A 24,686-nucleotide genomic window follows, 5' to 3' on the forward strand; every position below is an offset into this window, starting at 1 on the left:
GTAGTGTTTAAACAATTAAACATTAATATATAATTTAAAAATACAAAATGAATTTATATTTTTATATCTAGGAGTTCTTACTATTCTTTTGATAAATAATGAGATTTACCTTTTAAGAATAAACTTAAAATTAAAGCAATCACACTGAATAATGTTGCAATCCAGAATGCATCGTTAATACCTTGAACTGTTGCAAGTTTATTGAAGTAAGTAAATAGTGCAGTTGTACCTGCTTCTTGACCGCCAACAGAATCTGATAAAGCTTTAATTTGTTCTTGGATCATAGGATTTGTTGAATCCATATTATCTGACATATTTGCCAAATGTGATGTCGTATTTTGAGTCATTACTGTAACAAGAATGGCAGTACCGATTGACCCTGCTAATTGTCTTACCGTATTACTAATTGCATTACCATGCGGAATTAATCGTTGTGGTAATGAATTCATACCTGCTGTCATAATTGGCATCATGATAAAACTCATACCAAATGAACGGACAATATAAATAACAAGTATTGTTGTATATGGTGTATCCATATTTAACTGTGTCAATTCCCAAGTAGCAAATGTCATAATTGTTAAACCAATTAAAGCGAGTGGTTTAATACCAAATGAGTCTAACATTTTACCAGCTATAGGACCCATGAAGCCCATTATAAGTGAACCTGGTAATAGTAATAACCCTGAATCTAGTGGTGTGAAACCACGTAAATTCTGTAGATAGATTGGTAATAAGATCATACCACCGAATAAACTCATTGTTACGATAACATTAATGATCGTAGTCAATGTAAAGCCTGAATATTTTAATGCTGACATATCAAGCATTGGATTTTTCATTCTCACTTCACGAATAACAAATAATGCTGTGAAGATTACACCGATAATCAATGATAATGAAACTGTTAATGAAGTCCAACCATCGTTACCCGCTTCACTAAATCCATAAAGCAATAATCCAAATCCTAAAGTACTATAGATAATACCTTGAACGTCTGGTTTTGGATTAGAAGTTTTTTGATAAATTCTAAACCAGAAGAAACTAATAAATATTGCAACTAAACCAATTGCAAACATACCATAGAACATGACATTCCAATGATAGTTTTGTACGATCCAACCTGATAAGGTCGGTCCGATTGCTGGTGCTAAAATAAATGCAATACCTAAAGTACCCATTGCCGCACCACGTTTTTCTGGTGGGAATATTGTCATAAATACATTTGAACCTAATGGCATTAACACACCTGCACCAACTGCTTGGATAACACGACCTGTCATCATCATTGGGAAGTTAAATGATAAAGCACATATAATTGATCCAACTGTAAACAACGTCATTGCTATAAGAAATAGTCTTCTGTATGAATATTTACTTATTAGAAATGCACTGATTGGTATTAAGATACCATTCACTAACATAAATCCTGTCATTAACCATTGTCCTGTAGATGCTGAAATACTGAACTCATTGTTAATAACCGGTAAAGCAACATTTAATAATGTTTGGTTTAAAATAGCTATAAACATACCAAACATCATCGCAACTAAAATTTTGTTTCTTGAAATACCTTTGCCATATACGAAATTGACATGATTTTTTTTAATTTGTTCATTAATTGGTTCGTCTTCATTTAATTCCATACCACGATCAGATAATTCAGTATGCTCATGTGATTCATCTGATTCTTTATCATGATCTTCAGAATACATTTTGTTAGAAGTTGTTTCGTTCATCTCTGAGTTAGATGACTTATGTTCAGCTTCCATTTTTTCAATATGTGAATGTTCTGGTTGATGATTGATATTATCATCTTTTGATTTCAATTGTGTTTCTTTGTTCTCTGTTGTTTCTTCAGTTACTTGCTTAGAAACTGATTTACTTTTTTTGCGTTTTAAAACAAATGCATTAATTCCAATCCATAATAGGATTGCTACAATTATATAAGCCACCGTAAAGGTTGATGTCATAATACACCCTCCTTAATTCTTGTGGATTCGAACTTCAACATTCATTCCTGGAACAACATTTGTTGATGGCTTAGAATCAAATGTGATTTTCACTGGAACAACTTGTGTCACCTTTGTATAGTTTCCATTACTATTTGATGAAGGCATCAATGAGAAACTTGATGCAGTTGCTAATCCAACTTGAGACACTTTACCTTTAACACTAGCTTCTTGTCCGTCGATATACACGTCAACAGCTTGTCCTTTTTCAACATCTTCTACATCTGTATCGTCAATGTTTGCTGTTACATATAAATCATCAAAGTTATATGCATATGCAATTGGTGATCCAGCTTGAACTAAACTGTTTTCTGTTGCAGAAGTTTTTACGATTGTACTTTTAGATGGTGCTTTAATGTCCATTTCTTGAGACTGTCCATCTTCACCTTTACCAGCTACTTCTCCGATTTTGTCGCCTTTGTCATAAGTTTTACCTTCTTTAGCGTCGAAGCTTGTTAAGTTACCTGATACTGGGCTAGCAATTTTGATTTGCTCACCGTCAACTTTTGCATTTTCTGTTTTTACATAATCTGTTGCTTCACTATAATAATGGAATCCTACTAGGCCGATAGCCACTAAAATTATTATAGTGATAACATTTACAAGCACTATTTTTTTCATTACTTTATTTCCTCCAAATTTCAATGATTTATTCATTATACGGCTCTGGAATCATGATTTAAACCAACAAATTAAATAAGTTTGTCGGGTTAAGATGGCGGAAAAATCAGATAATTATTCATAATATCTACATATTTAAATGGTATATGAATGTATCTTTGAACGGCTTTTTGTTAAAATATTAGGTATGTATTTATTCGAGGTGACCTATGAAAAAACATGCGAGACAACTAATCATAAGTAATATGGTTTACTTATTAGAACATTATCATTTTGATGAAATCACAATAAAAATGTTATGTGCAGAATGTGGTATCAATCGTTCAACATTTTACGCACATTTTAAAGATAAATATGAAACGTATGAAGAAATCAAACAATTTCATATGACGAACTATGAAACATTAATGGATAATATAGAACAATCTATCCTTGAAAACCCTGATAAAAGAAGAAAGTATGTTAAACAGTACTTTACAAATGTCTTTTATTACATATCAAGACATCAGAGATTTTTCACAAGCGTCTTCGTTGTCCATCCAGAAAAAGAACTCATCATCAGCTTTATCAAACTCATTAAACTAAGATTTGAAAAATTGATTACACGAATAGGTACACTTCAAGACGTCAATTTCTTCCTAGACTATACAGTCGGTGGACAAATCGCTACCATTTATAGTTGGTTGAAAAACGGCTGTGTAGAAAAACCAGAAAAAATGGCAGATATTATGTATCGGAATATTATTAAAATCAATAGATAAGGCACGATATCTCTCTGTCTTCGTGCGGTACACCCTTATTTTGTGCCCTAGCGCACGATATCTCCGAGTCTTCGTGCGGTATACCCTTATTTTGTGCCCTAGCGCACGATATCTCCGAGTCTTCGTGCGTTACTCCCTAATATTCAGTCTCATCCAAAAAAGACATTCACCTTCACGATGAATGTCTTTTTTATATACTGTTAAAAGCTTGATAAACCTGTACTTTCTTGAATTCTATATAATACTTTTTTCCAAAGTGCTTCGTCTTTGAATTCATCATATTGTGCAGTCATATCGTGTTCACTATTATTCCAAGATTGTTTAAAGTTATTGGATAATTTTTTAAAGGCTGCATCATTTTGTTTACCTTTAATGATAATATCTGATTCTAAATTATAGTCTCCAATGTTTCTTCTTGTTAAATTGGATGAACCTAATATCATTGTGGCACGATTGTTTTCATTTTGCTCAAACAACATATATTTAGAATGATATTGTTCGCCATTTGAACGAGCCCATCTTACTTTAATGCTTCCTTTTGAGCGATTGATTAATTCACTCGCAACTGGTTTATTCGGAACGCCTGGCTTTTCTTTACCAAATGCTTCTTTATTAATATCAAGTATAAGTTTGATATCTACATTTCTTTTAGAAGCTTTAATCAATTCGTCAATCACATCTCTGTCTGAAAGATAAAACATACCTATTGAAATATGGTCTTTAGATTGTGCTTTTTTAATATTTTGAATGACTTGATCTTTAATTTTACCTTCAGTCGCTAATTGCACACTATACTTGGCGTTATCATTCCAGCTATTGTTTTTAATTTTGAAATCACTTGGTGAGTATCGACCCCCACTCATATTCGCAACTGCAATTTCTGATTTAATAATTGCATTTTGGATTGGACCTGATACTCTGACACCAACATTTTGATGATAGCCACTTGGATCATGTGGATTACTAGATAAGATCATGCCATGTTTTTCTGTAACTAAAGTCTTTCTATGATTTGCTTTCATATTTAAAATATTTAAATAACCTCTAACTGTAACGTCTGGTGCTTCAGGGCTTAATGGATTACTTAACTTACCATTTTCACTATTACCAAACCATTGGAAAAATGTTCGATACATACCTGAATAAATCGGGTTAGAATCTCTTAATTCATTAAGATTTGTATAGTAGACGTCTATATTATTGGCTTTTAGATCCTTAATATTGTCTGGCGTGTATGAACCGTAGAATGAATTAAGTGGGTCTGTAATCACAATAATTCTCATATCTGGGTTTTCTTTTTTCTTATCAATTAATGATTGTGTAAGACGTTGAGATATTTTTGGATAAGTCTTGTCTCCCGTTTGATAATGATTAAATAAGAACATATCCATAATAATAAAATCATCCGCTTCTTTAATCGTCTCATTTACTTTATCAAATATTTCTTGATTGTACTGCATCTTATTCCCGTTTTTATAAGTGACATCTGTTAATAGTTCCACATGGTCTGTCATTGTTTCTGAACTCACTTTTGAAACGCCATGTGGTAAAGGTTTAAACACATGATAAATACTCATAGCTATTACAATTCCAATAATCAATAAAAGGAATCCATAAATATATTTCTTTTTATTTTTACGCTTTGATTTATCATTTTTCTTTTTTCTTTTTACAGACTGACTTTTCTTTTTGATATTTTTCTTTTTATTAGCCAAGTGTTTAATCCCCTCCTTTTTATTTATTATATCAAAACTAAATTGACATCGATGTATTACTTTGGTATTTTTAATTAATATTGAATTTTTCAGAATTTTTAGAGTATATAAACAGGAGTGAAGTAAATTGACAGAACAATTAAGACCTTTCCGTGCCGACCATGTAGGTAGTTTACTAAGAACTGAGCCTTTAAAGAAAGCTCGTCAACAATTTTCAGAAGGTACGATTACACAAGAAGATTTAAAGAAAGTTGAAGATCAAGAAATCGATAAGATTATTGAAAAACAATTAGAAGTCGGATTGAAAAGTATTACTGACGGTGAATTCAGACGTTCTTATTGGCACTTTGATTTCTTAGAAAATTTAACAGGTGTAGAAGATTATGAACCAGAAATTGGTTTAACATTTAATGGCGTAGAGACTAAAAAACATGACGTAAGAGTTGTAGGAAAAGTCCAATACAACCCAGATCATCCTCACTTCGCACATTTTGATTATTTACATAAGCAAGTAAACGGAAGAGCTGTAAGTAAAGTATCTATACCGAGCCCAAACCAGTTATTCCATCCAAACATATTAAACCATGAAATCTATCCAGATATTTATGAATATGCGAAAGATGTTTCAGAAGCTTATCGTCAATCTATTCTTAAATTCTATGAATTAGGTTGTCGCTATTTACAAATTGACGATGTATATTGGGCTGGATTAGCAGCAACAAAACAATTAATTAAAAATAGAGAGCGTTCTGAAGAAGAAAAAGCAGAAGCTATCAAACTAGCAGCAAAAGTTGTCAATGATGCATTAGCTGATTTACCAGAAGACTTATTGATTACAACTCATATTTGTCGTGGTAACTATCAATCATCATGGGCAATTACGGGTGGTTATGAACCAATTGCGAAAGAACTATTCACTGAAAAGCTACAAGGTTTCTTCTTAGAATACGATGACAATCGTTCAGGAGACTTTGAACCATTAAGACACTTTGATAGAAACGATGCATATGTTGTATTAGGTTTATTCACATCAAAAACTGGTGAACTTGAAGACAAACAAAATATTCTTGATCGTTTAGACGAAGCAACAAAATACGTTTCGAAAGATCAACTATGCTTAAGTCCTCAATGTGGTTTCGCTTCAACAGAAGAAGGTAACATCTTATCTGAAGATGAGCAATGGCGTAAATTATCTTATGTCATCGAAACTGCTAAAGAAGTATACGGAGAACTATAATTCCGCAAAAAAATCCCAATCCGCTTCATTCGGATTGGGATTTTTTTTATATTAAACTTTAAATTGTTTCGAAAGCATATTTTTCAATTACTTCTTGATGCTGTGGATACTGTTCGATTAATTGAGCCTGCGTAAACAGTTCGAATTTTTCAAACTGGAATCCTGGTGCACACATACATCCTACAAGTGCATAGTCATTGTCACCTTCAACAGTTGAAGCAAATATCACGCCTTTTGGTACGAGCGCTTGTAATACATCTCCCTCTTCAACATTTGGACCGACTTTAACTTTTTCATAATGTCCATCCGGATAAATCATATGCACAGTCAATGTTTGTCCTGCATGATAATACCATACCTCATCAGATTCTATTCTATGAAAATGCGAAATATTATTTTTTTCTAATAGAAAATAAATACTTGTATATAACGCGTTGCCATCATTTAAAGCATGTTCTGATTTAATCGTTTCATGATAGAAACCACCTTCAGGATGTGGTATTAAATTGAGTGCGCTTATCCATTTCTCTTTATTCATCTAAACACTCCATTACAAGTCAACATTGTGGAATACTTGTTGCACGTCTTCTAAATCCTCAATTGCATCGACTAATTTTTCAAACGTTTGTAAATCTTCTTCTGATAATGTTACTTCTGATTGAGCTAACATTGAAAGTTCAGCTACATCAAAATCTTCTACGCCATTTGCTTTAAGCACATTTTGAACTTGTGCAAATTGATCTGGTTCTGCGTATACAATTGTTAAATCTTCTTCTTCGATAACATCTCTCACATCTAAATCTTCTTCTAATAATAGTTCGAAAACTTCATCAGCAGATTTACCTTTAAATGCGAATACAGCTGTATGGTTGAACATGTAAGCAACTGAGCCTGATACACCCATATTACCGCCATTTTTACCGAATGCTGCACGTACATCACTTGCTGTACGGTTTACGTTGTTTGTTAATGCATCAACAATTAGCATTGAACCACTTGGACCGAAACCTTCATATCTTAATTCATCAAAGTTCTCTTCTGATCCGCCTTTAGCTTTTTCAATTGCTCTATCTATAATATGTTTAGGAACAGAATAAGTTTTAGCTTTTTCTAATACAAATTTAAGATTTTGGTTTGATTCTGGATCAGGTTCACCTGATTTAGCAGCTACATATATTTCTCTACCAAATTTAGCATAGATTCTACTTGTATTTTTGTCTTTTTGGGCTTTTTTATCCTTAATATTATTCCATTTACGTCCCATATTTCCATCTCTCTTTCAAGTGAGTTATTTAACATACTTATTATACAATAATGATTACATCTGGCAAAGTTTACAAATCAAAAAATGTCTGAGACACGATGATTGCCTCAGACTTGTTATGTTTAATCTTTTAAAATACTTGCGAGTCTTAAAATGTGCATGATGATGTTGAGTAAATTAATAAACAAATTAAAGCCCATCTCTCTAGGAGAGAAGTTCCCTAGTTTCATACGGTTAAAATCATACACAGTGTAAAGTAGAAACAGTCCAATACCTATAACAGATAACACTGTATGGAAAATAGGATTATGGATGAATATACCTAATAAACTTGCGAAGATTAACGCGATTAATGTTACAAATAAATATTTTCCTAAACCTGAGGCATCATCAATCATAAAGTAACCGAGTATACCAAAAGCAGCAAATGCACCAATTGCTAAGGCAATATTGCCATAAAACGCTTGTGTACCTAATGTGCCTAAATAATACATAAAGGCCGTATATGAAATCACACCGATAAAGAATGCATATATATTTGAAATTAAACCGCCAAATTTTCTAGACGATTTTACAAATAATGAAATCATAATGAGTACAAACAATCCTATTGTAATTGGTAAATGTAATGCAGGTGGTACGAATTGACCTACATATGTCCCAACGCCAAAGATTACCCAATAATATAAGAAGTATAGCCATGTTTTTCTAATGGCTGAACCATGAGTATCTGTATGTTGATAAGATGCATATTGGTTATCATAATTCATCTTTAATCATTCCTTTTTATAACGTAATACCAACATTTTACATGCTATTTCTCTATATATCAAACGTCATGTCTTCTATAATTTGTAACATTCATCATACATACATAAATTACCATATTCCATATAGATACGCTCACAACGGTTTTAGCGCACTTCAATCAATGTAAAAAAGCAAATATTAATTATTGTGTTTTTATTACAAAGTGATTACATCAGGTACATACAATATTATTTTTGTTACCATTACGTGTATAGAAGAAAGTTCATTTTAGTATTCTGTTTTTATATATTATATATACCTAAGGAGGATAAGCCTTTGAAAAAATTTGCATTCGCAGTAACAGCTGTTTCTGGTGTTGCAGCTATAGCAGCTCATAACGACGCCGAAGCTTCAACTCAACATACTGTAAAAAATGGTGAATCTTTATGGATGATTGCAGACCAATATGGTGTATCTGTTAATCAACTGAAATCAAGTAACAATATTTCAGGAAATATGATTTTCCCAGGGCAAGTCATTACTGTAAACGGAAGTAGTTCAACGGGAGGAAGCGGTTCTCAAGAAACAGCAACTTCAGGATCTACATACACAGTTAAAAGCGGTGACTCATTAGCAGTAATCGCACAACAAAATGGTGTTACAGTTGACCAACTAATGAAATCAAATAATTTACAAGGTTATATTATCTATCCTGGTCAAACTTTAAAAATTGCTGGTGGAAGCGGTAGTGATACTACAACTACTCCTTCAAATAACACACAACCTACTCAAACAGGTGGCAATCAATCATTCAATGACCAAAACTTATATGACTGGGGTCAATGTACATATTACGTATTTGATCGCAGAGCACAAGCTGGTAGTTCAATCAGCACATACTGGGGAGATGCTAAATATTGGGCAGGCGCAGCACAAGCTGACGGTTTCCGAGTAGACGGTACCCCTGAAGTAGGTTCAATTATGCAAACTACAGCTGGACAATATGGTCACGTATCATATGTAGAATCTATTAACGCAGACGGAAGTCTATTAATTTCAGAAATGAACTATAATACGCCTCCAGGTGTTAAAGATTACAGAACAGTCCCAGCATCACAAGTATATAACTATTCATATATTCATTAATAAAAAAACCAGTTCAGAAGACGAACTGGTTTTTTTATTAATGAAAATTAGTGTGTGGAAGTTTTTATTATCTGGGCGCTAACTTCCATTATTTCGAATTCTGGTAATTAGAACGCTGTAACTTCCATTATTCTGAATTGTGGTAATTAGAGTGCGCTAACTATCATTATTCTGAATTCTGGTAATTAGAGAGCTGTAACTTCCACTATTCGGAATTCAGGTAATTAGAATGCTGTAACTTCCATTATTCTGAATTCTGGTAATTAGATGGGCACTCATTTAGAGACATTTCTTGGAATTCTGTCTCTAACAACCTCTCTTACGGACATTTCTCGGAATTCTGTCCCTAACACCCACTCTTACGGACATTTCTCGGAATTCTGTCTCTAACAACCTCTCTTACGGACATTTCTCAGAATTCTGTCCCTAACTCAGAATATCTCCCCACTAAAATTCACCTATCATTATATTTCTCCTAACCTTCTCAATTTTTCCCATACAAAAAAACATCCAACGTTAATGAGTTGGATGTTTTGATGATTGATTATACGAATAAAGCACAAATATGATAAATGATGAAAGAAAGGATAATTGATACTGGTAAAGTTATAATCCAAGTAATAATCATTCTTTGTGCTGTTGTCCATTTAACACCTTTAACACGTTGTGATGAACCTACACCTAAAATAGATGAAGATACTACGTGTGTTGTTGATACTGGTAAGTGAATGAATGTAGCACCGAAAATAACGAATGCTGATGATAAGTCAGCTGCTACACCGTTAGCTGGACGGATTTTCATAATGTTTCCACCAACTGTTTTGATAATTTTCCATCCACCTACTGCAGTTCCAAGACCCATTGCAGTAGCACAACTTATTTTAACCCATAATTCAATATCTGTTGTAGATTGCATATTAGCTGAAATAAGTGCCATTGTAATGATACCCATTGCTTTTTGAGCATCGTTTGTACCGTGTGAGAATGCTTGTAAAGCTGCTGTACCAATTTGGATAAATCTAAAGTTTCTATTTGTTCTTGTTAAATTATTATTTTTAAATACGACTTTGAAAATAGAATATACAATGAAACCAACGATAAACGCTAAAATTGGAGATGCAATTAAAGCTAATATAATTTTTGAAAATCCTTGGTAATGTAATATTCCAAATCCTGCAGAAGCAATAGCTGCACCTGCAATTGACCCTATTAATGCATGTGAAGATGAACTTGGAATCCCGAAATACCAAGTAATAAGATTCCACGCTATAGCAGAAATCAATGCTGCTAAAATAACGACTGAACCATTTTCTAACTTAAACGGATCGACAATATCTTTAGCAATTGTTTGTGCTACACCTGTTGCCATTAATGCCCCGACAAAGTTCATAACCGCTGCTAAAATAATTGCATGTCGTGGTTTAAGTGCTTTTGTAGATACTGCTGTAGCGATTGCATTGGCTGTATCATGGAAACCATTAATAAAGTCAAAAAGTAACGCACACACAACAATAGCTACGGTAATAATGAGTAAACTATCCATTTTTTAAAACTCCTTAGCTATTTTTCATAATAATTTGTTCTAATTTGTTTGCTACTAATTGACATTTATCTGCTACATCTTCAAGAGATTCATAAATATCTTTAATTTTTATTAATGTTACTGGATCTGTTTCACTGTTGAAAATATATTTAATTGATTGTCTTAAAATACCATCACAATTCGTTTCATATTCTTTAATGTTGATAGAATGTACACGAATGTGTGAGAATTTCTTCTCAGCTACTAACGTTACAGCGATTTCAATTTCTTTAATTGCTGCTTGTATATTTTTCACGAATTCTGCCATGTATTCATCTGAATAACTGATAGAGTACATTTCAAACATTGCTGAAGTTTCTTCCATTTCATCTAATACATCATCTAATGCATCACATAATTCTAAAATGTCTTCTCTTTCAATTGGTGTAATGAAAGTTTGATTTAAATCAGTAATCATTTGGTGCATAAGATCATCACCATTAGACTCATAGGCTTTAATTTTATCTGAATAAGCTTTTAAGTCGAAATCTGAATCAAAATCCATTTCTCCAAATTCAACTGATGCGCGACTTAAATTCTCAGCTATAGCTTCTAACTGAATACCAAACTTATCCTTCTTCTTATTAAACATTAGTAATCCTCCCAAAATTTACATCATAATTTATGTAATTACTCTTTCATTGTACTCTTTCAAAATGAATTCGACCACAGTTTATTAATTTATTTTTGAAAATTTATCTTGTCTGTAAACTTTTCGTAAACACAAAGTTCACATTGGTATTTTATAACACAAAAAAAGGCTAATGACAAGCACTAGCCTTTATTTTAAATATTTATTTTTTAAAGCACTCTTTGAATCACGCGTTTAGAGTGGATGTATGCTAAGAAGGCAAACAGAATATAAATTAATGAATACAGTGACATCACGATCAGCACTGGTGTATAGAATGATTGTCCCATAAAGAACCAAGCTGATTTAGCCGCGAAATATCCGTGACATAATCCAATGATTAATGGTAATGCAAAGTTAAAGCCAATTTTTAGTGCAATACCTTTAGACATATCTTTAGATGTATAGCCTAACTTTCTTAAGATATTGTAGTTTGATGTTTCATCTTCCGTTTCATCAATTTGCTTAATGTAAATGATACATCCAGTAGATAGTAAGAATGCGATACCTAAGAATCCAAGAATAAACAGCATAACACCTAGGCTACTTTTAGAGTCATTGTAAATTTCATGATATGACATAGATGACTCGGTTTTACTTTGTACTTTTCCAAAGATTTGCTCTGCTTTCTTAACATCTTTATCATTTGTTAAGTTCACACCAAATTGCTGATTCATGTCGTCATTTCTAGCTTCATGTTTTTTCATTTGGTCGAATGTATGATCTGACACAACATAAACAGGTGCATTATAAGAAACCATTGAAGATAAATAATTTTCTTTACTAATAGATTTCACTTTAAGATGATGTGTTTGATTACCCATTTTGTAAGACATTTTTTCTTCATCATTTACATTAGTGACTCTATCAAGAAGATCATTGAATCCTACAACTGCTACTTCATCGTTTTTCAATTTTATACCTTTAAATTCAGATGCTTTAGCTACTGTTGACGGTGAATTGGGTTCTACTCCTCTAGTTTCATTAGCACCTTCAAGCACTTTTCTATCATCAATAATATAACGTGTCACGTTGTAATTACGTTCTTTATATTGAATATGCTCAGCATCTAATGCTTTTTTAAATTGTTGATTTGCATCTTTATTTACAAAAATATAATCATCTGGTGATGTACTTCTTGCTGTTTCTTCGGCGTTGTAATATTGAACGTAACTCAATGCTAATAGGCCGACTGACATAGCTGACACTATTGCGATAATTGTCAGCGATAAAGCATTTGTTTTCATTTTGTGCATAATAGATGAAGTTGAAACAACGTCTGTTACACTCAGCATGCCTTTTTTATATTTACGAATGGTATTAAATATTAACGAGATTGAACATCTAAAGAGCAAGTATGCACCCACTATTGTTAAGAATAAAATGGTAAGCATTCTTATATATAACGTTGCCATCCCTGCATTACTGAGATTATCGAACATAACACTTGATAAATAATAACCACTAATAATCATGACGATGCCAATTGCACCAAAAATCAATTCATATAGTTTAATTTTCTTAATTTTAGTATCTGTAGCATTGTATTCATGCATAAGTGCTAAAATTGTCTTTCTATTTATAAATATTGCATTTTGAAAAGCGATAATGATATAAATCGCAATCATAAGTACAATCGTTTGAACGAAAGCTTCTATACTAAAATTCAAATGTGCTTCTTGTTGGACGCCGATGATTTTATATAAAATCATCAATAATATTTTAGAAGAGAAAAATCCTAAAATAGATCCAATCACTGCTGTTAATGTGAATAATACAAAGTTTTCTAAAGCAAATATTTTAAAGACTTCTCGCTTTGTCATACCGATTAATTGGTACAATCCCATTTCTCTCGATCTTCTCTTTATAAAAAGTTTGTTGGCATAAAGTAGAAATATAACGATGATAATCGTCAGTATTGTTACACCTACTTTAATAGCTGCGCCAACTCTTATACCAGATTGAACACTATTTAAATCTTCAGAGAACCTTAACGTGACAAATCCGAAAAAGAGCATGACACTCATCGTTATTGAAAAGACATACATACTATAATGTCTAATGTTTCGTCTTAAATTCTTAATAACAATTTGATTAAAGCTCATTTACAACACCACCTAACACACTTTGTGTTTTGATGATTTCTTTGTAAAATGTCTCTCTATCATCGTCTCCTTTATAAAGTTCAGAGTAGATCTTACCATCTTTCAAGAATATGACTCTGTTGGAATAACTTGCTGCTGATGAATCGTGTGTAACCATAACAATTGTTGATTGTGTCATTTGATTCATTTGATTTAATTTATTCAGTAAATCTGAAGCAGATTTAGAATCTAATGCACCTGTTGGCTCATCAGCAAATATAATGGATGGTTGTGCTATAAATGCTCTTGCAGCTGATGTTCTTTGCTTTTGACCACCAGATATTTCACTAGGATATTTATTTTGTATATCTAAAATACCTAACGCCTTACTAATTTCTTCAAATCTTACTTGCGCTTCTTTTTTAGAAATTTTTTGAATGGTTAAAGGTAACATGATATTTTCTTGCACGGTAAGCGTATTAAGCAAATTATATTCTTGGAATATAAAGCCCAGCTCTTTTTTTCTGAAATTAGACATTTGTCTATTGTTCATATTCTGTAATTGATGACCATTAATTTCAATTTGCCCTGTTGTCGCATAATCAATGGAACTTAATACATTTAACAGTGTCGTCTTTCCTGATCCAGATGGCCCCATAATACTAATGAATTCACCTTTTTCAACTGTCATATCTATTTGTTTCAACACTTCTTGTTGATTTTTTTTAGAACCATAAACTTTAACGAGTTGTTCAGTTTTTAATATACTCATATTCAAAACTCCTTTGTAATTTGTTTATGATTCCATCTTATAGCCTTTTTTACAATTCTTCCTTTGATTCATCGTACATTTTCATGTTTGAAGTGACATTTTTGTCACTTGAATGTTCTACCGTTGTTAAATCATTTGGTTGCGGGAAAATAAGCAATACTGTCGTTCCTTCACCATAAGTAGATTTCACATTGACTTTAATACTTAGTCCTTCAGTAATTTCTTTAACTAAATAAAGCCCCATTCCTGTGGCTGTTGACTCACGTCTATTTGTCGTTGAAGTAAAGCCTCTTTCAAAAATACGTGGTAAGTCTCGCGCTTTAATACCTCGCCCAAAATCTTGAATTTTCAAGTATGTTTGACCATGCTGTTCATAAGTTGATATGATAATATCTTTATTCTCCGTATATTTCAGAGCATTACTTATGAGTTGTCTAATGACAGTACGACACCATTTTTCATCTGTATAAACTTTTTCATCTTCAATTTGTATATCATACCCTATGCCTTTAGCCATGCTAATATTACGTGCATGTTGAATTTCTTTTATAACCATCTCTTTTAAAGCATAATGTCCAAAATAAAAATCATTACTTTTAGAGCTTAAACGTCTAATATAAAGTTGCTGATCAAGTAAGTAGTCGATTCTGCTCCACTCATATAATAAATTCTTTTTTAAATCTTGTTTTTCAATTTGGTCTAATAATAATTTCATTGCTGTGATGGGTGTTTTAACTTCATGTATCCAATCTAGCAAATCATTTTTAGTCGCTTGTATTTCTTTATTTTGGTTATGAATGGTACGTCTCGTACGTTCATCATAAAGTTGAATATAATCAAAAACGATTTTTTCATATGTTGATTGATTCAATTCTTTATGTTCAATTTCTTTAATCGGTATATCATTTTTTAATGCGCTATAAAATCTTGTTTCGCGCGTGTAAATCAACCATATAAACACGATAAAAATAATCAAATTTATACCAATTAAGTACAAAGCGCTTTTAAAAGAAAAGGCTATATCTAACCAGCTCGTAAGCAGTATAGTAACTTGCATGACTATAAACAGTAATATCCAAATCCATCTTTCTTTCAGAAACGATTTGATCATTTTATCCCTCCGGCTCGTGCGCAATATAGCCTTTACCTACTTTCGTTTCAATTAAATCATTGAAGCCAATTTCAGTAAGTTTCTTTCTTAAGCGATTGACATTAACAGTTAATGTATTGTCACTCACAAATTGTTCATCATCCCATAAAGCAGTAATAATCGTATCTCTACTCACGATTTCATTTTTATGATTCAACAGAATTTCTAAAATAAACATTTCATTTTTAGTTAACGAAATTTCAATATCGTTCTTTTCAATAATATGTTTACCATAATCAACGCGTGCTTTATGCCATAACTTGATTCTAGGCTCATCTTTATTATATTGATAAACCCTTCTATAAATTGCTTGAAGTTTGGCAACAAGCACTTCTGTGTGAAATGGTTTCTGTATAAAGTCATCCGCACCTAGTTCCATACTCATGACTTGGTCCATCGGGTGGTCCCTTGATGATAAGAATACGATCGGTATATTAGACTGTTTTCTAATCGCACGACACCAATAGAATCCATCATATTGAGGTAACTGTATATCTATAATGACCATGTCTGGTTGTAATGCTTTATATTCTTCAAGTACGGCACCAAAATCATTTATGCCATGTACAGACCAATCCCATTTTTCTAGTTGTTGCTTCATAGCATTAAATAAAGTTTCATCATCTTCAATTATTAGTAATTCCATACTATCCCTCTACTTTGTATATTTTTTAACTTCGCCTGCTATACTGCGTAGTTGAAAATCTTTAATTCTACAATCAACTTCAAACCCCTTCATCGTTACATTGTGAATTGGTGCTTGTGATAAATAATATATACTCCATGGTAATCTCGGTACGTAATTAAATAAATGAACCATAAATTCATTTGTTAATCTTAACTTTCTAAATTCTAACATGCCATTATCTTCATATAAATCTACAGTAAGTGAACCGCCGATAACTTTGAACTGTATAATATCTTCGTCAATATTTGGATGCACTCTTTTTAATTTTAATAATGGTTTACTGCGATGTTGAAAATAAACATAATAAATATCTCCAATTAATTCTGTTCTCACTAACGTGCCACTTGTTTCTTGTAACCATTGGAAATAGTATTTCACAACATCTTCTAAATCCCATTTATAAGGAATGGGCATTCTATCAACACTTCTAACATCATCTATTTTAGACTTCTGTAATTCTATCGATACAGCTGGTCGCTTAATAGATTGTTCTGTCACTTGAACTTCAATTCCCGTTGAACTTAATATTTCCATCGTTTCTATATCAAAAGGCGAACCTTTAATGTATATAATTTTTTTAACATTATTGACTTTACATGCTTTTGCCATATTATGACTCGCGATAATATTTAAATTACGTGCAGTACTTTGAGTTAACTTCGCTGATTTCTTGTTTGGATCTAAATAATAAATTGCAATATCGATATCTTTTAAAGCTTCAATCATATCTTTAAGTACAAAAATATCGCATTTTCTCCATGTAACTTCATCATCTATCATCATATCTGATTCATACTTTGTAATCGTATATAGATTGCCGACATCTTTTAATGTACTGATTAAATGCTTGCCTATATACCCTGATCCACCTGAGATGAGTACATTCGCTTTCATTTTAAGCACTCCTTTATATTCGGACTTTACATATGTGTTATACTATTTATAACTTATTGTTTAATTACCATAAATATACCACTGATTGTAATTTATAAATAGAAATAGGAGACATTTTATGAAAGAAATCATACGCGAAATTCGAATAAATGATGTTGAAAACTTTAATAAATTGTTAGATAGTGTGATTAATCAATCCGAATATTTACTCTTTAATCCAGGAGAACATCAAATATCTATACAAAACCAAACTTTATTTCTAGAAGAAATGATTACGACAAGTAACTCTACAATCATTGTTGCAGAATTAAATGATACATTAATTGGTTATGTAACGATCCAAGGTGGCAAAACAAATCGAAATCGTCATGCCGCAAAAATTGCTATGGGTCTACTTCCGACATTTAGAAATAAAGGAATTGGATTTAAACTACTTCAAGAAACCGAAGCTTGGGCAGTGAGAAGACAACTGCATAGACTAGAGTTAACAGTCGTTACGGAGAACGAACCAGCATACCGATTATACGAGAAATTCGGTTTTAAAGTAGAAGGAAAGAAAGAACAAACATTGTATTTTAATGATAAATATTACGATGAATTTATGATGGCAAAATTATTATAAAAAAAGGCAAACTCATCACGTATTTCGCGTAGTTTGCCTTTTTTATTATTTATCTTTTTTAATCACTGTTTCAGAATCTTGATTCGCATTGTTTTCATATGGTGACTGTTTCGTATTAGCCCCTAGAAACATCATGACGTTATTGTAATTCTTCTTAGATTCTTTCAAGTTCATATGGAATTGGTATTGATGACGTAAACCGTGCGTACCGTCAAAGAATGTTGTAGTCGTTTGAACACCTTGCTTTTTAAGGACTTCATCAAACTCTCTATTTTGTGGATCAAATGGGTCAGCATCTCCCACTGTTAAAAATGTAGGTGGATACTCTTTTGTCACTTGATCAACGGTAGATAGTTGATTAATTCTCGCAAAGTTCTTTTCCCATTCTTTAGTACCCGTATAACTTGTCATAAATAAATCAATTCTTGGAAATTCTGTAGATCTCACTGTTTGCATATTATATAACCCACCAAAAAGAATGGCAGCTTTTAAATAATCTTTTTTAATAGTTGGCTTCATACGCATTTGCTGTTGCAATTTATCATTTGTTTGTAAAGCCACATATTGACTGGCAATTTGTGCACCTGCAGAATCTCCGCCATATATAATTTGTCTATAGTCGATATTAAATTTATTTCTATGTTTTAATGTATATTTAGTTGCTTGATCTAATTGCTGTATTGGTGTCGGATATTGGTAATCAGGTGCTAAAGCATAATTTACATTTACGATGATATATCCTTTTTCAGCAATTTGTGCTAAGTATGGATTCTTATGTCTTTTGTCTCCCGCTATAAAACCACCACCATGCGTCCAAAATATGACTGGCAGTTTCTCACCTTTTTTCATTCTTGAAGGCATAATAATATCCATTTGACTATTTGGTGCACTATGACCATAAGATACATCACGTATCAATTTTACTTTCTTATTGTTTAGTAATAATTGATTGGCTCTTTGAGCTTGTAATTGTGCTTCCCTTTCTTTATGTTCCTGATATTTGTTATAACCGTAAAACCCACTTACAACAACGATAATCGCTACAATCAAAATAAACAATCGTCGTTTTTTTCTTTTCATATGTTCACTTCCTCATGTAAGAAGATAGTTTAACATATTCAATTATTTTATGCGATATGTTTTTTGTTATCACTTTTACGACTAATATATTTAACAACAATGGCAGCACAAATCACTAAACCTATAACACCCATAGCTGGATATAATTTATCAATCAGTGATGAGAAACCTACAAAGCTTAAGCCATAAGCGATTACCATAGATATCGTCAGTAATACAACGTATTTTTTAGAAAATGGTACAGTAAACCTTGCTGTAAATGAGTACATAAGTCCTAAAATCGTGTTGTACATAACCATAAGCATAATTACTGATAATGCAAATCCAATAATAGGTGAAATTGTTCTAGCGAGTTCTAACGTTGGTATCTCAATATCTTTAATATTAGGATATTCAACTAATAATCCAGCATTGATAAGTGCTAATAATATTAAATATATCACACCACCGATAATGCCACCTAATCCTGAAATACGACGTTTATCAGCATCGCCACCAATGGCAACTAATGTACTAAATCCTACTGAGAACGCTAAACCACCATAAATAAACCCTTGAACAATTCCCCAGAAAAGACTTGGTGATTCAACCGTATCGTTAATTTCAGAAATGCCTACTTGACCATTTACAAAAAAGTAACCTGCTATTATTAATATGACAATGATTAAAAATGGTGTGACGACACCTAGTGCTTTTACAATTTTATCGAAGTCTAATAAAAGCGTGATATAAATAAAAATACACATAATTAAAGCACCTAACCAAGTTGGCACCCCAAAACTTTCATTAAATGCTGATCCAGCACCAGCTATCATCGTTACTGATATACCAAATAAGAAAAATATTAATACATAATCTATAACGATACCTGCTTTACCGAATAAATAATTAATCGTTGAGCTATGATCATCTGCATCGAGTGCCGTACCAATCTTAGCTACTTGTCTACCAAAAAACGCCAACATTATACCAGATATAATAACTCCTATATACCCGTATAAACCATAGTGGGTAAAGAATTTCATTACCTCTTGCCCTGTCGAGAACCCTGCACCTACAACGACCCCAACATAAGCAAACCCTATTTTTGTTGCTTCTTTCAAATTTGACACAAACTTTCCTCCTCAAAATTTTGTTCAACATAATGATGTATACCCACTATTTACGAAAGTATTCCAAAAATTAAGAGCAAGACTATAAAAGTCCTGCTCTTTTTCATATATATTTATGAATTTTCTTTAATTGATTGACTATAATTCGCTCTTGTAACTGTCAATCCGACAATGATTACTAAAGCGAGTAATACAATACCAAACCAGTATGACTGATGAATACCTTGCGTCATAGCATGATTGATTTGGTCTACTGTAGGGTTCTTAATACCTTCTAATGCGGCTCTTTGTCCACCGTTCATAATACTTACAAAAATCGCAATCCCTAATGCGCCACCTATTGGCTGTAACATATTGGATACAGCTGTACCGTGTGGATACATTTCTTTTGGTAAAGCGTTTAATGCATTTGTATTTGCCGGCATCAATACTGCAGAAATACTAATCATTAAAATAATATATACAATAACAAATATCCATACTGAAATACCTGGATGAATCGTTGAATAAAATATCGAGACACATAACAGCACAATTAATCCTGGTACAACTAGCTTTCTTGGACCAACTTTATCAAATATGGCACCCATAAATGGTGATAAGAAACCATTTAATAAAGCACCTGGTAATAAGATCAATCCAGCAACTTTAGCACTGAATCCCATTGGACCTTGCAAGTACATAGGCATCACAATTTCAGAAGCAAACATTGTCATAATTACAACAACGAAAATAATAACACCCTTTGTATAGTTATGGTATTTAAATACTTTCAAATCTAATAAAGGTTCTTCTAATTTAAGTTGTCTAAAGACAAATAGTATCATCGCAATAACACCAATGATAAGCGTGATGTAAATTGAAGGGCTTGAGAAGCCACCTTCAGTAGTACTTACCGATGAAACACTATATATAATAGTTGCAATACCAATTGTTGATAAAATGATTGAGAAGACATCAATTTTCGGTCTCGTAATTTCACCAACATTTTGTAAATATCTATAAGCGAATATAAATGTAAATAGCATGAATGGGATAACGATTAAAAATAACCATCTCCATCCTAAATAATCAACAATAACACCAGATAACGTTGGTCCTAATGCAGGTGCAAACATAATGACTAATCCGAATTGACCCATAATTTTCCCGCGTTCGCTCTCATTGTATAGCATGAGCATTGCATTCATGACAGTTGGAATCATAAGTCCCGTTCCAGCTGCTTGAATCATTCTACCTACTAATAACATTGGGAAGTTAACGGCTAACCCGGCAGTTAAAGTCCCGATAGAAAATATTGTTACTAACCCTAAAAATAACCGTCTCGTTGTAAACCATTGATTTACAACTGCAGACAATGGTGTTAGTACACCCATTACTAACATGAAACCAGTTGCCATCCATTGGACAGTTGGTGCATCTACATCAAATACTGACATTAATTCTTTTAATGCAATATTTAAGAGCGTTTCATTTAAAATCATGAAAAATGTACCAACTAAAAAGACAATCATAATTATTTTTCTTTTAAACTGATTCTCCATTTTTTTCTCCTAAATTTTATTTTGTAACTTTTCTATAATGACATAAAAAATAAACCTAGTCAAAAGACTAGGTTTATGCATTTTGAGATTTGGATAGTTGTGAAAAATCTACCACTACTTGGTCCATTCTCTTTGCTGTTTCTTTCATTATATTTCTAGCAACTTTATTTTCAGGGTCTATCTTAAGTATTTGCTTACTTATATCAAAAGCTTGTTTATCAGAAAGTAAAGGTTCCGGTATAGCATGTAATAGAAGCATTTGTAATAAACTCTTAACTTCTTTATGATCTGTTAAAATCATCGATCTTTCAGCATGATAATAAGCTGAATGAAATGCGCCATCATGTTCACTATATGGATAAACGTGTAACAAGAACGCTAAGTCATGAAGTTCACTCGTTTCTTCCTTCTTAATACAGTCTAATATAAATGTATAAAACATCGTACTTTCTTCTTCGTGAGCTGCTGAAATAAAGTGTTCTTCAAATTCTAAGAAATCCACTTCGGACATCAATCTATATGCAGTATCAAATTCGCCACTTAATATATGACCTTTAATCAAATCCTTCATTCAATGTCCTCCTTTTCTCTCTATGCAACATTCACATTCATTTCAATGTTAAATTTTTAAAGTCAAAAATATTATAACATGTTTTGTAATAAATTACCTTTAAAATAGAAAACCAACTTAAATTTTAAAATATAAATGATGATGATACTTGCATCGGTGATTAAAGCGAGCATCACAATTTGGGCATACCTCTTTTAACATATAATCATTGATGGACATCGTTTCTTTACAAACGCCACATAGGATCGCGTGTTCATCAAATTCAGATTGATCCCATCTCTTAATGTCATGCTTTTCACATTCATTATGGCACTTGTAACAAGGATAGAATTTATCACAACATTTAAATTTAATCGCGATGATATCTAGCGGCGTTTGATAATGTTCACATCTAGATTCATTATCTACAGTTAAGCCATGTATTTTCACCATAGTATCCTCCAAAAAATTTACTTTAAGTGAACATCTCACAAATATAGCTATTTTGTCAATTTATAATAATTTGACAGATAACATAAATTTTAATAAGATTAACATATGAACATATATTCATATGTTAGGAGAATAATATGACTACAAATACTATTTTAGATGATGAAACATTATTACTTGTATCACAAACTTTTAAAGCATTAAGCGATCCGACTCGCGTAAAGATATTACATTTATTATGTACCGGAAGACATTCTGTAGGTTGTATAGCTGAAACACTTTCACTCAGTCAATCTTCCGTATCGCACCAATTAAGATTTTTAAAGAATCTTAGACTTGTTAAATTTGAACGTGAAGGTAAAAGTATTTATTACTCAATCGATGATGATCACGTTATCTTATTATTAAAACAAGCCATCGAGCATGCCAAACATTAACAATTTAGGAGGTGTTTTCATGGGACATGAACATCATGGACATGACCACAACCATGTTCATACAAACAATAAAAAGATACTACTCATTTCATTTATTATCATTGCTGTATTTATGATAGTTGAAGTGATTGGTGGATATATTACAAATAGTTTAGCTTTACTATCAGATGCTGGACATATGCTTAGTGACGCCATTTCACTCTTTATAGCATTAATGGCATTTAAATTTGGTGAACGTGTTGCCAATAAGAATAAGACATATGGCTATAAGAGATTTGAAATTTTAGCAGCTTTAATTAATGGTGTCTTGTTAATTGCTATTAGTATATATATCTTTTATGAAGCCATTTCCAGATTTATTGATCCACCAGAAGTCGCTTCCACAGGCATGTTAATCATAAGTACAATCGGTTTACTTGTTAATATTTTCATAGCTTGGTTAATGTTTAAAGGGTCTGATACGAAAGACAACTTAAATATGCGTGGTGCTTTCATTCATGTACTCGGAGATTTATTAGGTTCAGTTGGCGCAATCGTAGCAGCACTCATTATGATTGCATTCGGTTGGAAATTAGCTGACCCGATAGCAAGTGTTATTGTGGCACTATTAATTATTAGAAGCGGATATGGTGTTACGAAGTCTGCATTAAATGTATTGATGGAAGGCACACCATCAAATATCGATGTTCATGAAATCTCAGAAACAATCAAGTCGCACCCAGATATAATAGAAGTACATGATTTGCATATATGGTCCATTACAAGTGATTTAACAGCATTAAGTTGCCACGCAGTCGTAGATAAAGATAAGACTGTGGAGGAATGCGACAGTATAATAGAAGAAATCAATCATAAACTTATTCATAAATCTATACATCACGCAACAATCCAATTAGAAACACCAGATCATCAGCATGACAGTTCCCTACTCTGTTGCATGGAACAAACAGAACACGTACATTAGAAAAACTAGAACATTTAGGTATATATACCTAATTTGTTCTAGTTTTTTACTTTATATAATTTGGTATAGGAATCTCTCTCAATCTTCGTGCGATACACCCTGATTTTGTACCCTAGCGCACGATATCTCTCAGTCTTCGTGCGTTACACCCTGATTTTGCACCTTAGCGCACGATATCTCTCAGTCTTCGTGCGTTACACCCCGATTTTGTACCCTAGCGCACGATATCTCATAGTCTTCGTGCGTTACACCCTGATTTTGTACCTTAGCGCACGATATCTCGTAGTCTTCGTGCGTTACACCCTGATTTTGTACCCTAGCGCACGATATCTCTCAGTCTTCGTGCGTTACACCCTTATTTTGTACCCTAGCGCACGATATCTCTCAGTCTTCGTGCGCCACACCCTTATTTTGCACCTTAGCGCACGATATCTCTCAGTCTTCGTGCGTTACACCCGGATTTTGTACCTTAGCGCACGATATCTCTCAGTCTTCGTGCGCCACACCTTGATTTTGTACCTTAGCGCACGATATCTTTCAGTCTTCGTGCGTTACACCCCGATTTTGTACCCTAGCGCACGATATCTTTCAGTCTTCGTGCGCCATACCTGGATTCA

Annotated in this window: 24 protein-coding genes; 6 read left to right on the top strand and 18 right to left on the bottom strand. The window is 32.6% G+C overall.

Going from position 1 to position 24,686, the window contains the following annotated elements:
* Window positions 1-80: 80 nt before the first annotated feature.
* Together LQ622_RS08640 and LQ622_RS08645 are read right to left on the bottom strand one after the other, a co-directional pair.
* Window positions 81-1,973, bottom strand: a complete 1,893-nt coding sequence (locus LQ622_RS08640) for a DHA2 family efflux MFS transporter permease subunit (RefSeq protein WP_239762052.1) — start codon at window positions 1,971-1,973, stop codon at window positions 81-83.
* 12 nt (window positions 1,974-1,985) lie between these two features.
* Entirely contained in the window at window positions 1,986-2,633 is a 648-nt protein-coding gene (locus LQ622_RS08645; protein WP_037589989.1) for an HlyD family secretion protein, read from the bottom strand.
* Window positions 2,634-2,842: 209 nt separating this feature from the next.
* On the opposite strand from LQ622_RS08645, the gene LQ622_RS08650 reads away from it, so the two are divergent.
* A complete protein-coding gene (locus tag LQ622_RS08650; RefSeq protein WP_025907366.1) occupies window positions 2,843-3,394 on the top strand; it encodes a TetR/AcrR family transcriptional regulator in 552 nt (183 codons plus the stop codon).
* A gap of 200 nt (window positions 3,395-3,594) precedes the next feature.
* Here the strand turns inward: LQ622_RS08650 and LQ622_RS08655 are convergent, their stop codons facing one another.
* Entirely contained in the window at window positions 3,595-5,109 is a 1,515-nt protein-coding gene (locus LQ622_RS08655; protein WP_204255761.1) for a phospholipase D family protein, read from the bottom strand.
* 127 nt (window positions 5,110-5,236) lie between these two features.
* Between LQ622_RS08655 and LQ622_RS08660 the strand changes: the two genes are divergently transcribed.
* On the top strand, window positions 5,237-6,346 hold the full coding sequence (locus tag LQ622_RS08660) for a 5-methyltetrahydropteroyltriglutamate--homocysteine S-methyltransferase (protein ID WP_239762051.1): 1,110 nt from the start codon (window positions 5,237-5,239) through the stop codon (window positions 6,344-6,346).
* A 58-nt stretch (window positions 6,347-6,404) separates the two neighbouring features.
* Here the strand turns inward: LQ622_RS08660 and LQ622_RS08665 are convergent, their stop codons facing one another.
* The 3 genes from LQ622_RS08665 to LQ622_RS08675 all read right to left on the bottom strand — a co-directional run bounded on the left by LQ622_RS08665 (window position 6,405) and on the right by LQ622_RS08675 (window position 8,380).
* The gene (locus LQ622_RS08665; RefSeq protein ID WP_025907371.1) at window positions 6,405-6,884 is read right to left on the bottom strand and encodes a cupin domain-containing protein; all 480 of its coding nucleotides are present in this window, start codon (window positions 6,882-6,884) and stop codon (window positions 6,405-6,407) included.
* A 12-nt stretch (window positions 6,885-6,896) separates the two neighbouring features.
* On the bottom strand, window positions 6,897-7,610 hold the full coding sequence (locus LQ622_RS08670) for a YebC/PmpR family DNA-binding transcriptional regulator (RefSeq protein ID WP_048541255.1): 714 nt from the start codon (window positions 7,608-7,610) through the stop codon (window positions 6,897-6,899).
* A gap of 122 nt (window positions 7,611-7,732) precedes the next feature.
* Window positions 7,733-8,380: a Bax inhibitor-1/YccA family protein gene (locus tag LQ622_RS08675; RefSeq protein WP_037589997.1), complete on the bottom strand. Its 648-nt coding sequence runs from the start codon at window positions 8,378-8,380 to the stop codon at window positions 7,733-7,735.
* Window positions 8,381-8,696: 316 nt separating this feature from the next.
* Here LQ622_RS08675 and LQ622_RS08680 point away from each other — a divergent pair, with 316 nt between their 5' ends.
* A complete protein-coding gene (locus LQ622_RS08680) occupies window positions 8,697-9,506 on the top strand; it encodes a LysM peptidoglycan-binding domain-containing protein (RefSeq protein ID WP_191836093.1) in 810 nt (269 codons plus the stop codon).
* 544 nt (window positions 9,507-10,050) lie between these two features.
* Here the strand turns inward: LQ622_RS08680 and LQ622_RS08685 are convergent.
* The 7 genes from LQ622_RS08685 to LQ622_RS08715 all read right to left on the bottom strand — a co-directional run bounded on the left by LQ622_RS08685 (window position 10,051) and on the right by LQ622_RS08715 (window position 17,307).
* On the bottom strand, window positions 10,051-11,049 hold the full coding sequence (locus LQ622_RS08685) for an inorganic phosphate transporter (protein WP_037590001.1): 999 nt from the start codon (window positions 11,047-11,049) through the stop codon (window positions 10,051-10,053).
* Window positions 11,050-11,062: 13 nt separating this feature from the next.
* The gene (locus tag LQ622_RS08690; protein WP_037590003.1) at window positions 11,063-11,680 is read right to left on the bottom strand and encodes a DUF47 domain-containing protein; all 618 of its coding nucleotides are present in this window, start codon (window positions 11,678-11,680) and stop codon (window positions 11,063-11,065) included.
* Between the two features lie 209 nt (window positions 11,681-11,889).
* A complete protein-coding gene (locus tag LQ622_RS08695; protein ID WP_239762050.1) occupies window positions 11,890-13,824 on the bottom strand; it encodes an ABC transporter permease in 1,935 nt (644 codons plus the stop codon).
* Entirely contained in the window at window positions 13,814-14,575 is a 762-nt protein-coding gene (locus LQ622_RS08700) for an ABC transporter ATP-binding protein (RefSeq protein ID WP_025907385.1), read from the bottom strand. The genes LQ622_RS08695 and LQ622_RS08700 overlap by 11 nt, the downstream gene beginning before the upstream one ends.
* A 49-nt stretch (window positions 14,576-14,624) precedes the next feature.
* The gene (locus LQ622_RS08705; protein ID WP_239762049.1) at window positions 14,625-15,686 is read right to left on the bottom strand and encodes a sensor histidine kinase; all 1,062 of its coding nucleotides are present in this window, start codon (window positions 15,684-15,686) and stop codon (window positions 14,625-14,627) included.
* 1 nt (window position 15,687) lies between these two features.
* Window positions 15,688-16,371, bottom strand: a complete 684-nt coding sequence (locus LQ622_RS08710) for a response regulator transcription factor (protein ID WP_025907390.1) — start codon at window positions 16,369-16,371, stop codon at window positions 15,688-15,690.
* A gap of 9 nt (window positions 16,372-16,380) precedes the next feature.
* Complete coding sequence (locus LQ622_RS08715; protein WP_037590010.1) at window positions 16,381-17,307, bottom strand: NAD-dependent epimerase/dehydratase family protein; 927 nt, start codon at window positions 17,305-17,307, stop codon at window positions 16,381-16,383.
* Window positions 17,308-17,425: 118 nt separating this feature from the next.
* On the opposite strand from LQ622_RS08715, the gene LQ622_RS08720 reads away from it, so the two are divergent.
* On the top strand, window positions 17,426-17,929 hold the full coding sequence (locus tag LQ622_RS08720; protein ID WP_025907393.1) for a GNAT family N-acetyltransferase: 504 nt from the start codon (window positions 17,426-17,428) through the stop codon (window positions 17,927-17,929).
* Window positions 17,930-17,974: 45 nt separating this feature from the next.
* Here LQ622_RS08720 and LQ622_RS08725 read toward each other — a convergent pair whose 3' ends face one another.
* From LQ622_RS08725 to LQ622_RS08745, 5 genes are all read right to left on the bottom strand, one after another.
* Window positions 17,975-19,009 (bottom strand): alpha/beta hydrolase, encoded by a 1,035-nt coding sequence (locus tag LQ622_RS08725; RefSeq protein WP_037590012.1) that lies wholly within the window; start codon window positions 19,007-19,009, stop codon window positions 17,975-17,977.
* Window positions 19,010-19,056: 47 nt separating this feature from the next.
* The gene (locus LQ622_RS08730) at window positions 19,057-20,121 is read right to left on the bottom strand and encodes a YkvI family membrane protein (RefSeq protein ID WP_037590015.1); all 1,065 of its coding nucleotides are present in this window, start codon (window positions 20,119-20,121) and stop codon (window positions 19,057-19,059) included.
* Between the two features lie 113 nt (window positions 20,122-20,234).
* Window positions 20,235-21,665 carry an MDR family MFS transporter gene (locus tag LQ622_RS08735; protein WP_037590016.1) on the bottom strand — a complete coding sequence of 477 codons (1,431 nt, stop codon included), beginning with the start codon at window positions 21,663-21,665 and terminating at the stop codon, window positions 20,235-20,237.
* A gap of 73 nt (window positions 21,666-21,738) precedes the next feature.
* Entirely contained in the window at window positions 21,739-22,236 is a 498-nt protein-coding gene (locus tag LQ622_RS08740; RefSeq protein WP_037590018.1) for a hypothetical protein, read from the bottom strand.
* 117 nt (window positions 22,237-22,353) lie between these two features.
* Window positions 22,354-22,668 carry a CHY zinc finger protein gene (locus tag LQ622_RS08745; RefSeq protein ID WP_025907402.1) on the bottom strand — a complete coding sequence of 105 codons (315 nt, stop codon included), beginning with the start codon at window positions 22,666-22,668 and terminating at the stop codon, window positions 22,354-22,356.
* Window positions 22,669-22,805: 137 nt separating this feature from the next.
* On the opposite strand from LQ622_RS08745, the gene LQ622_RS08750 reads away from it, so the two are divergent.
* Window positions 22,806-23,105: an ArsR/SmtB family transcription factor gene (locus LQ622_RS08750; protein WP_025907403.1), complete on the top strand. Its 300-nt coding sequence runs from the start codon at window positions 22,806-22,808 to the stop codon at window positions 23,103-23,105.
* Window positions 23,106-23,124: 19 nt separating this feature from the next.
* Window positions 23,125-24,069 (top strand): cation diffusion facilitator family transporter, encoded by a 945-nt coding sequence (locus LQ622_RS08755; protein ID WP_191836087.1) that lies wholly within the window; start codon window positions 23,125-23,127, stop codon window positions 24,067-24,069.
* Window positions 24,070-24,686 lie beyond the last annotated feature (617 nt).

Origin of the sequence: Mammaliicoccus sp. N-M50 (assembly GCF_022386995.1) — a bacterium.
Classification (GTDB): domain Bacteria; phylum Bacillota; class Bacilli; order Staphylococcales; family Staphylococcaceae; genus Mammaliicoccus; species Mammaliicoccus sciuri_A.

Excerpts from the sequence above, each read along its gene's own strand:
- LQ622_RS08715 (WP_037590010.1), bottom strand. The coding sequence starts at position 17,307 with ATGAAAGCGAATGTACTCATCTCAGGTGGATCAGGGTATATAGGCAAG.
- LQ622_RS08685 (WP_037590001.1), bottom strand. The coding sequence starts at position 11,049 with ATGGATAGTTTACTCATTATTACCGTAGCTATTGTTGTGTGTGCGTTA.
- LQ622_RS08740 (WP_037590018.1), bottom strand. The coding sequence starts at position 22,236 with ATGAAGGATTTGATTAAAGGTCATATATTAAGTGGCGAATTTGATACT.
- LQ622_RS08755 (WP_191836087.1), top strand. The coding sequence starts at position 23,125 with ATGGGACATGAACATCATGGACATGACCACAACCATGTTCATACAAAC.
- LQ622_RS08735 (WP_037590016.1), bottom strand. The coding sequence starts at position 21,665 with ATGGAGAATCAGTTTAAAAGAAAAATAATTATGATTGTCTTTTTAGTT.
- LQ622_RS08690 (WP_037590003.1), bottom strand. The coding sequence starts at position 11,680 with ATGTTTAATAAGAAGAAGGATAAGTTTGGTATTCAGTTAGAAGCTATA.
- LQ622_RS08665 (WP_025907371.1), bottom strand. The coding sequence starts at position 6,884 with ATGAATAAAGAGAAATGGATAAGCGCACTCAATTTAATACCACATCCT.
- LQ622_RS08695 (WP_239762050.1), bottom strand. The coding sequence starts at position 13,824 with ATGAGCTTTAATCAAATTGTTATTAAGAATTTAAGACGAAACATTAGA.
- LQ622_RS08750 (WP_025907403.1), top strand. The coding sequence starts at position 22,806 with ATGACTACAAATACTATTTTAGATGATGAAACATTATTACTTGTATCA.
- LQ622_RS08645 (WP_037589989.1), bottom strand. The coding sequence starts at position 2,633 with ATGAAAAAAATAGTGCTTGTAAATGTTATCACTATAATAATTTTAGTG.
- LQ622_RS08745 (WP_025907402.1), bottom strand. The coding sequence starts at position 22,668 with ATGGTGAAAATACATGGCTTAACTGTAGATAATGAATCTAGATGTGAA.
- LQ622_RS08650 (WP_025907366.1), top strand. The coding sequence starts at position 2,843 with ATGAAAAAACATGCGAGACAACTAATCATAAGTAATATGGTTTACTTA.
- LQ622_RS08700 (WP_025907385.1), bottom strand. The coding sequence starts at position 14,575 with ATGAGTATATTAAAAACTGAACAACTCGTTAAAGTTTATGGTTCTAAA.
- LQ622_RS08720 (WP_025907393.1), top strand. The coding sequence starts at position 17,426 with ATGAAAGAAATCATACGCGAAATTCGAATAAATGATGTTGAAAACTTT.
- LQ622_RS08710 (WP_025907390.1), bottom strand. The coding sequence starts at position 16,371 with ATGGAATTACTAATAATTGAAGATGATGAAACTTTATTTAATGCTATG.
- LQ622_RS08640 (WP_239762052.1), bottom strand. The coding sequence starts at position 1,973 with ATGACATCAACCTTTACGGTGGCTTATATAATTGTAGCAATCCTATTA.
- LQ622_RS08675 (WP_037589997.1), bottom strand. The coding sequence starts at position 8,380 with ATGAATTATGATAACCAATATGCATCTTATCAACATACAGATACTCAT.
- LQ622_RS08670 (WP_048541255.1), bottom strand. The coding sequence starts at position 7,610 with ATGGGACGTAAATGGAATAATATTAAGGATAAAAAAGCCCAAAAAGAC.
- LQ622_RS08705 (WP_239762049.1), bottom strand. The coding sequence starts at position 15,686 with ATGATCAAATCGTTTCTGAAAGAAAGATGGATTTGGATATTACTGTTT.
- LQ622_RS08725 (WP_037590012.1), bottom strand. The coding sequence starts at position 19,009 with ATGAAAAGAAAAAAACGACGATTGTTTATTTTGATTGTAGCGATTATC.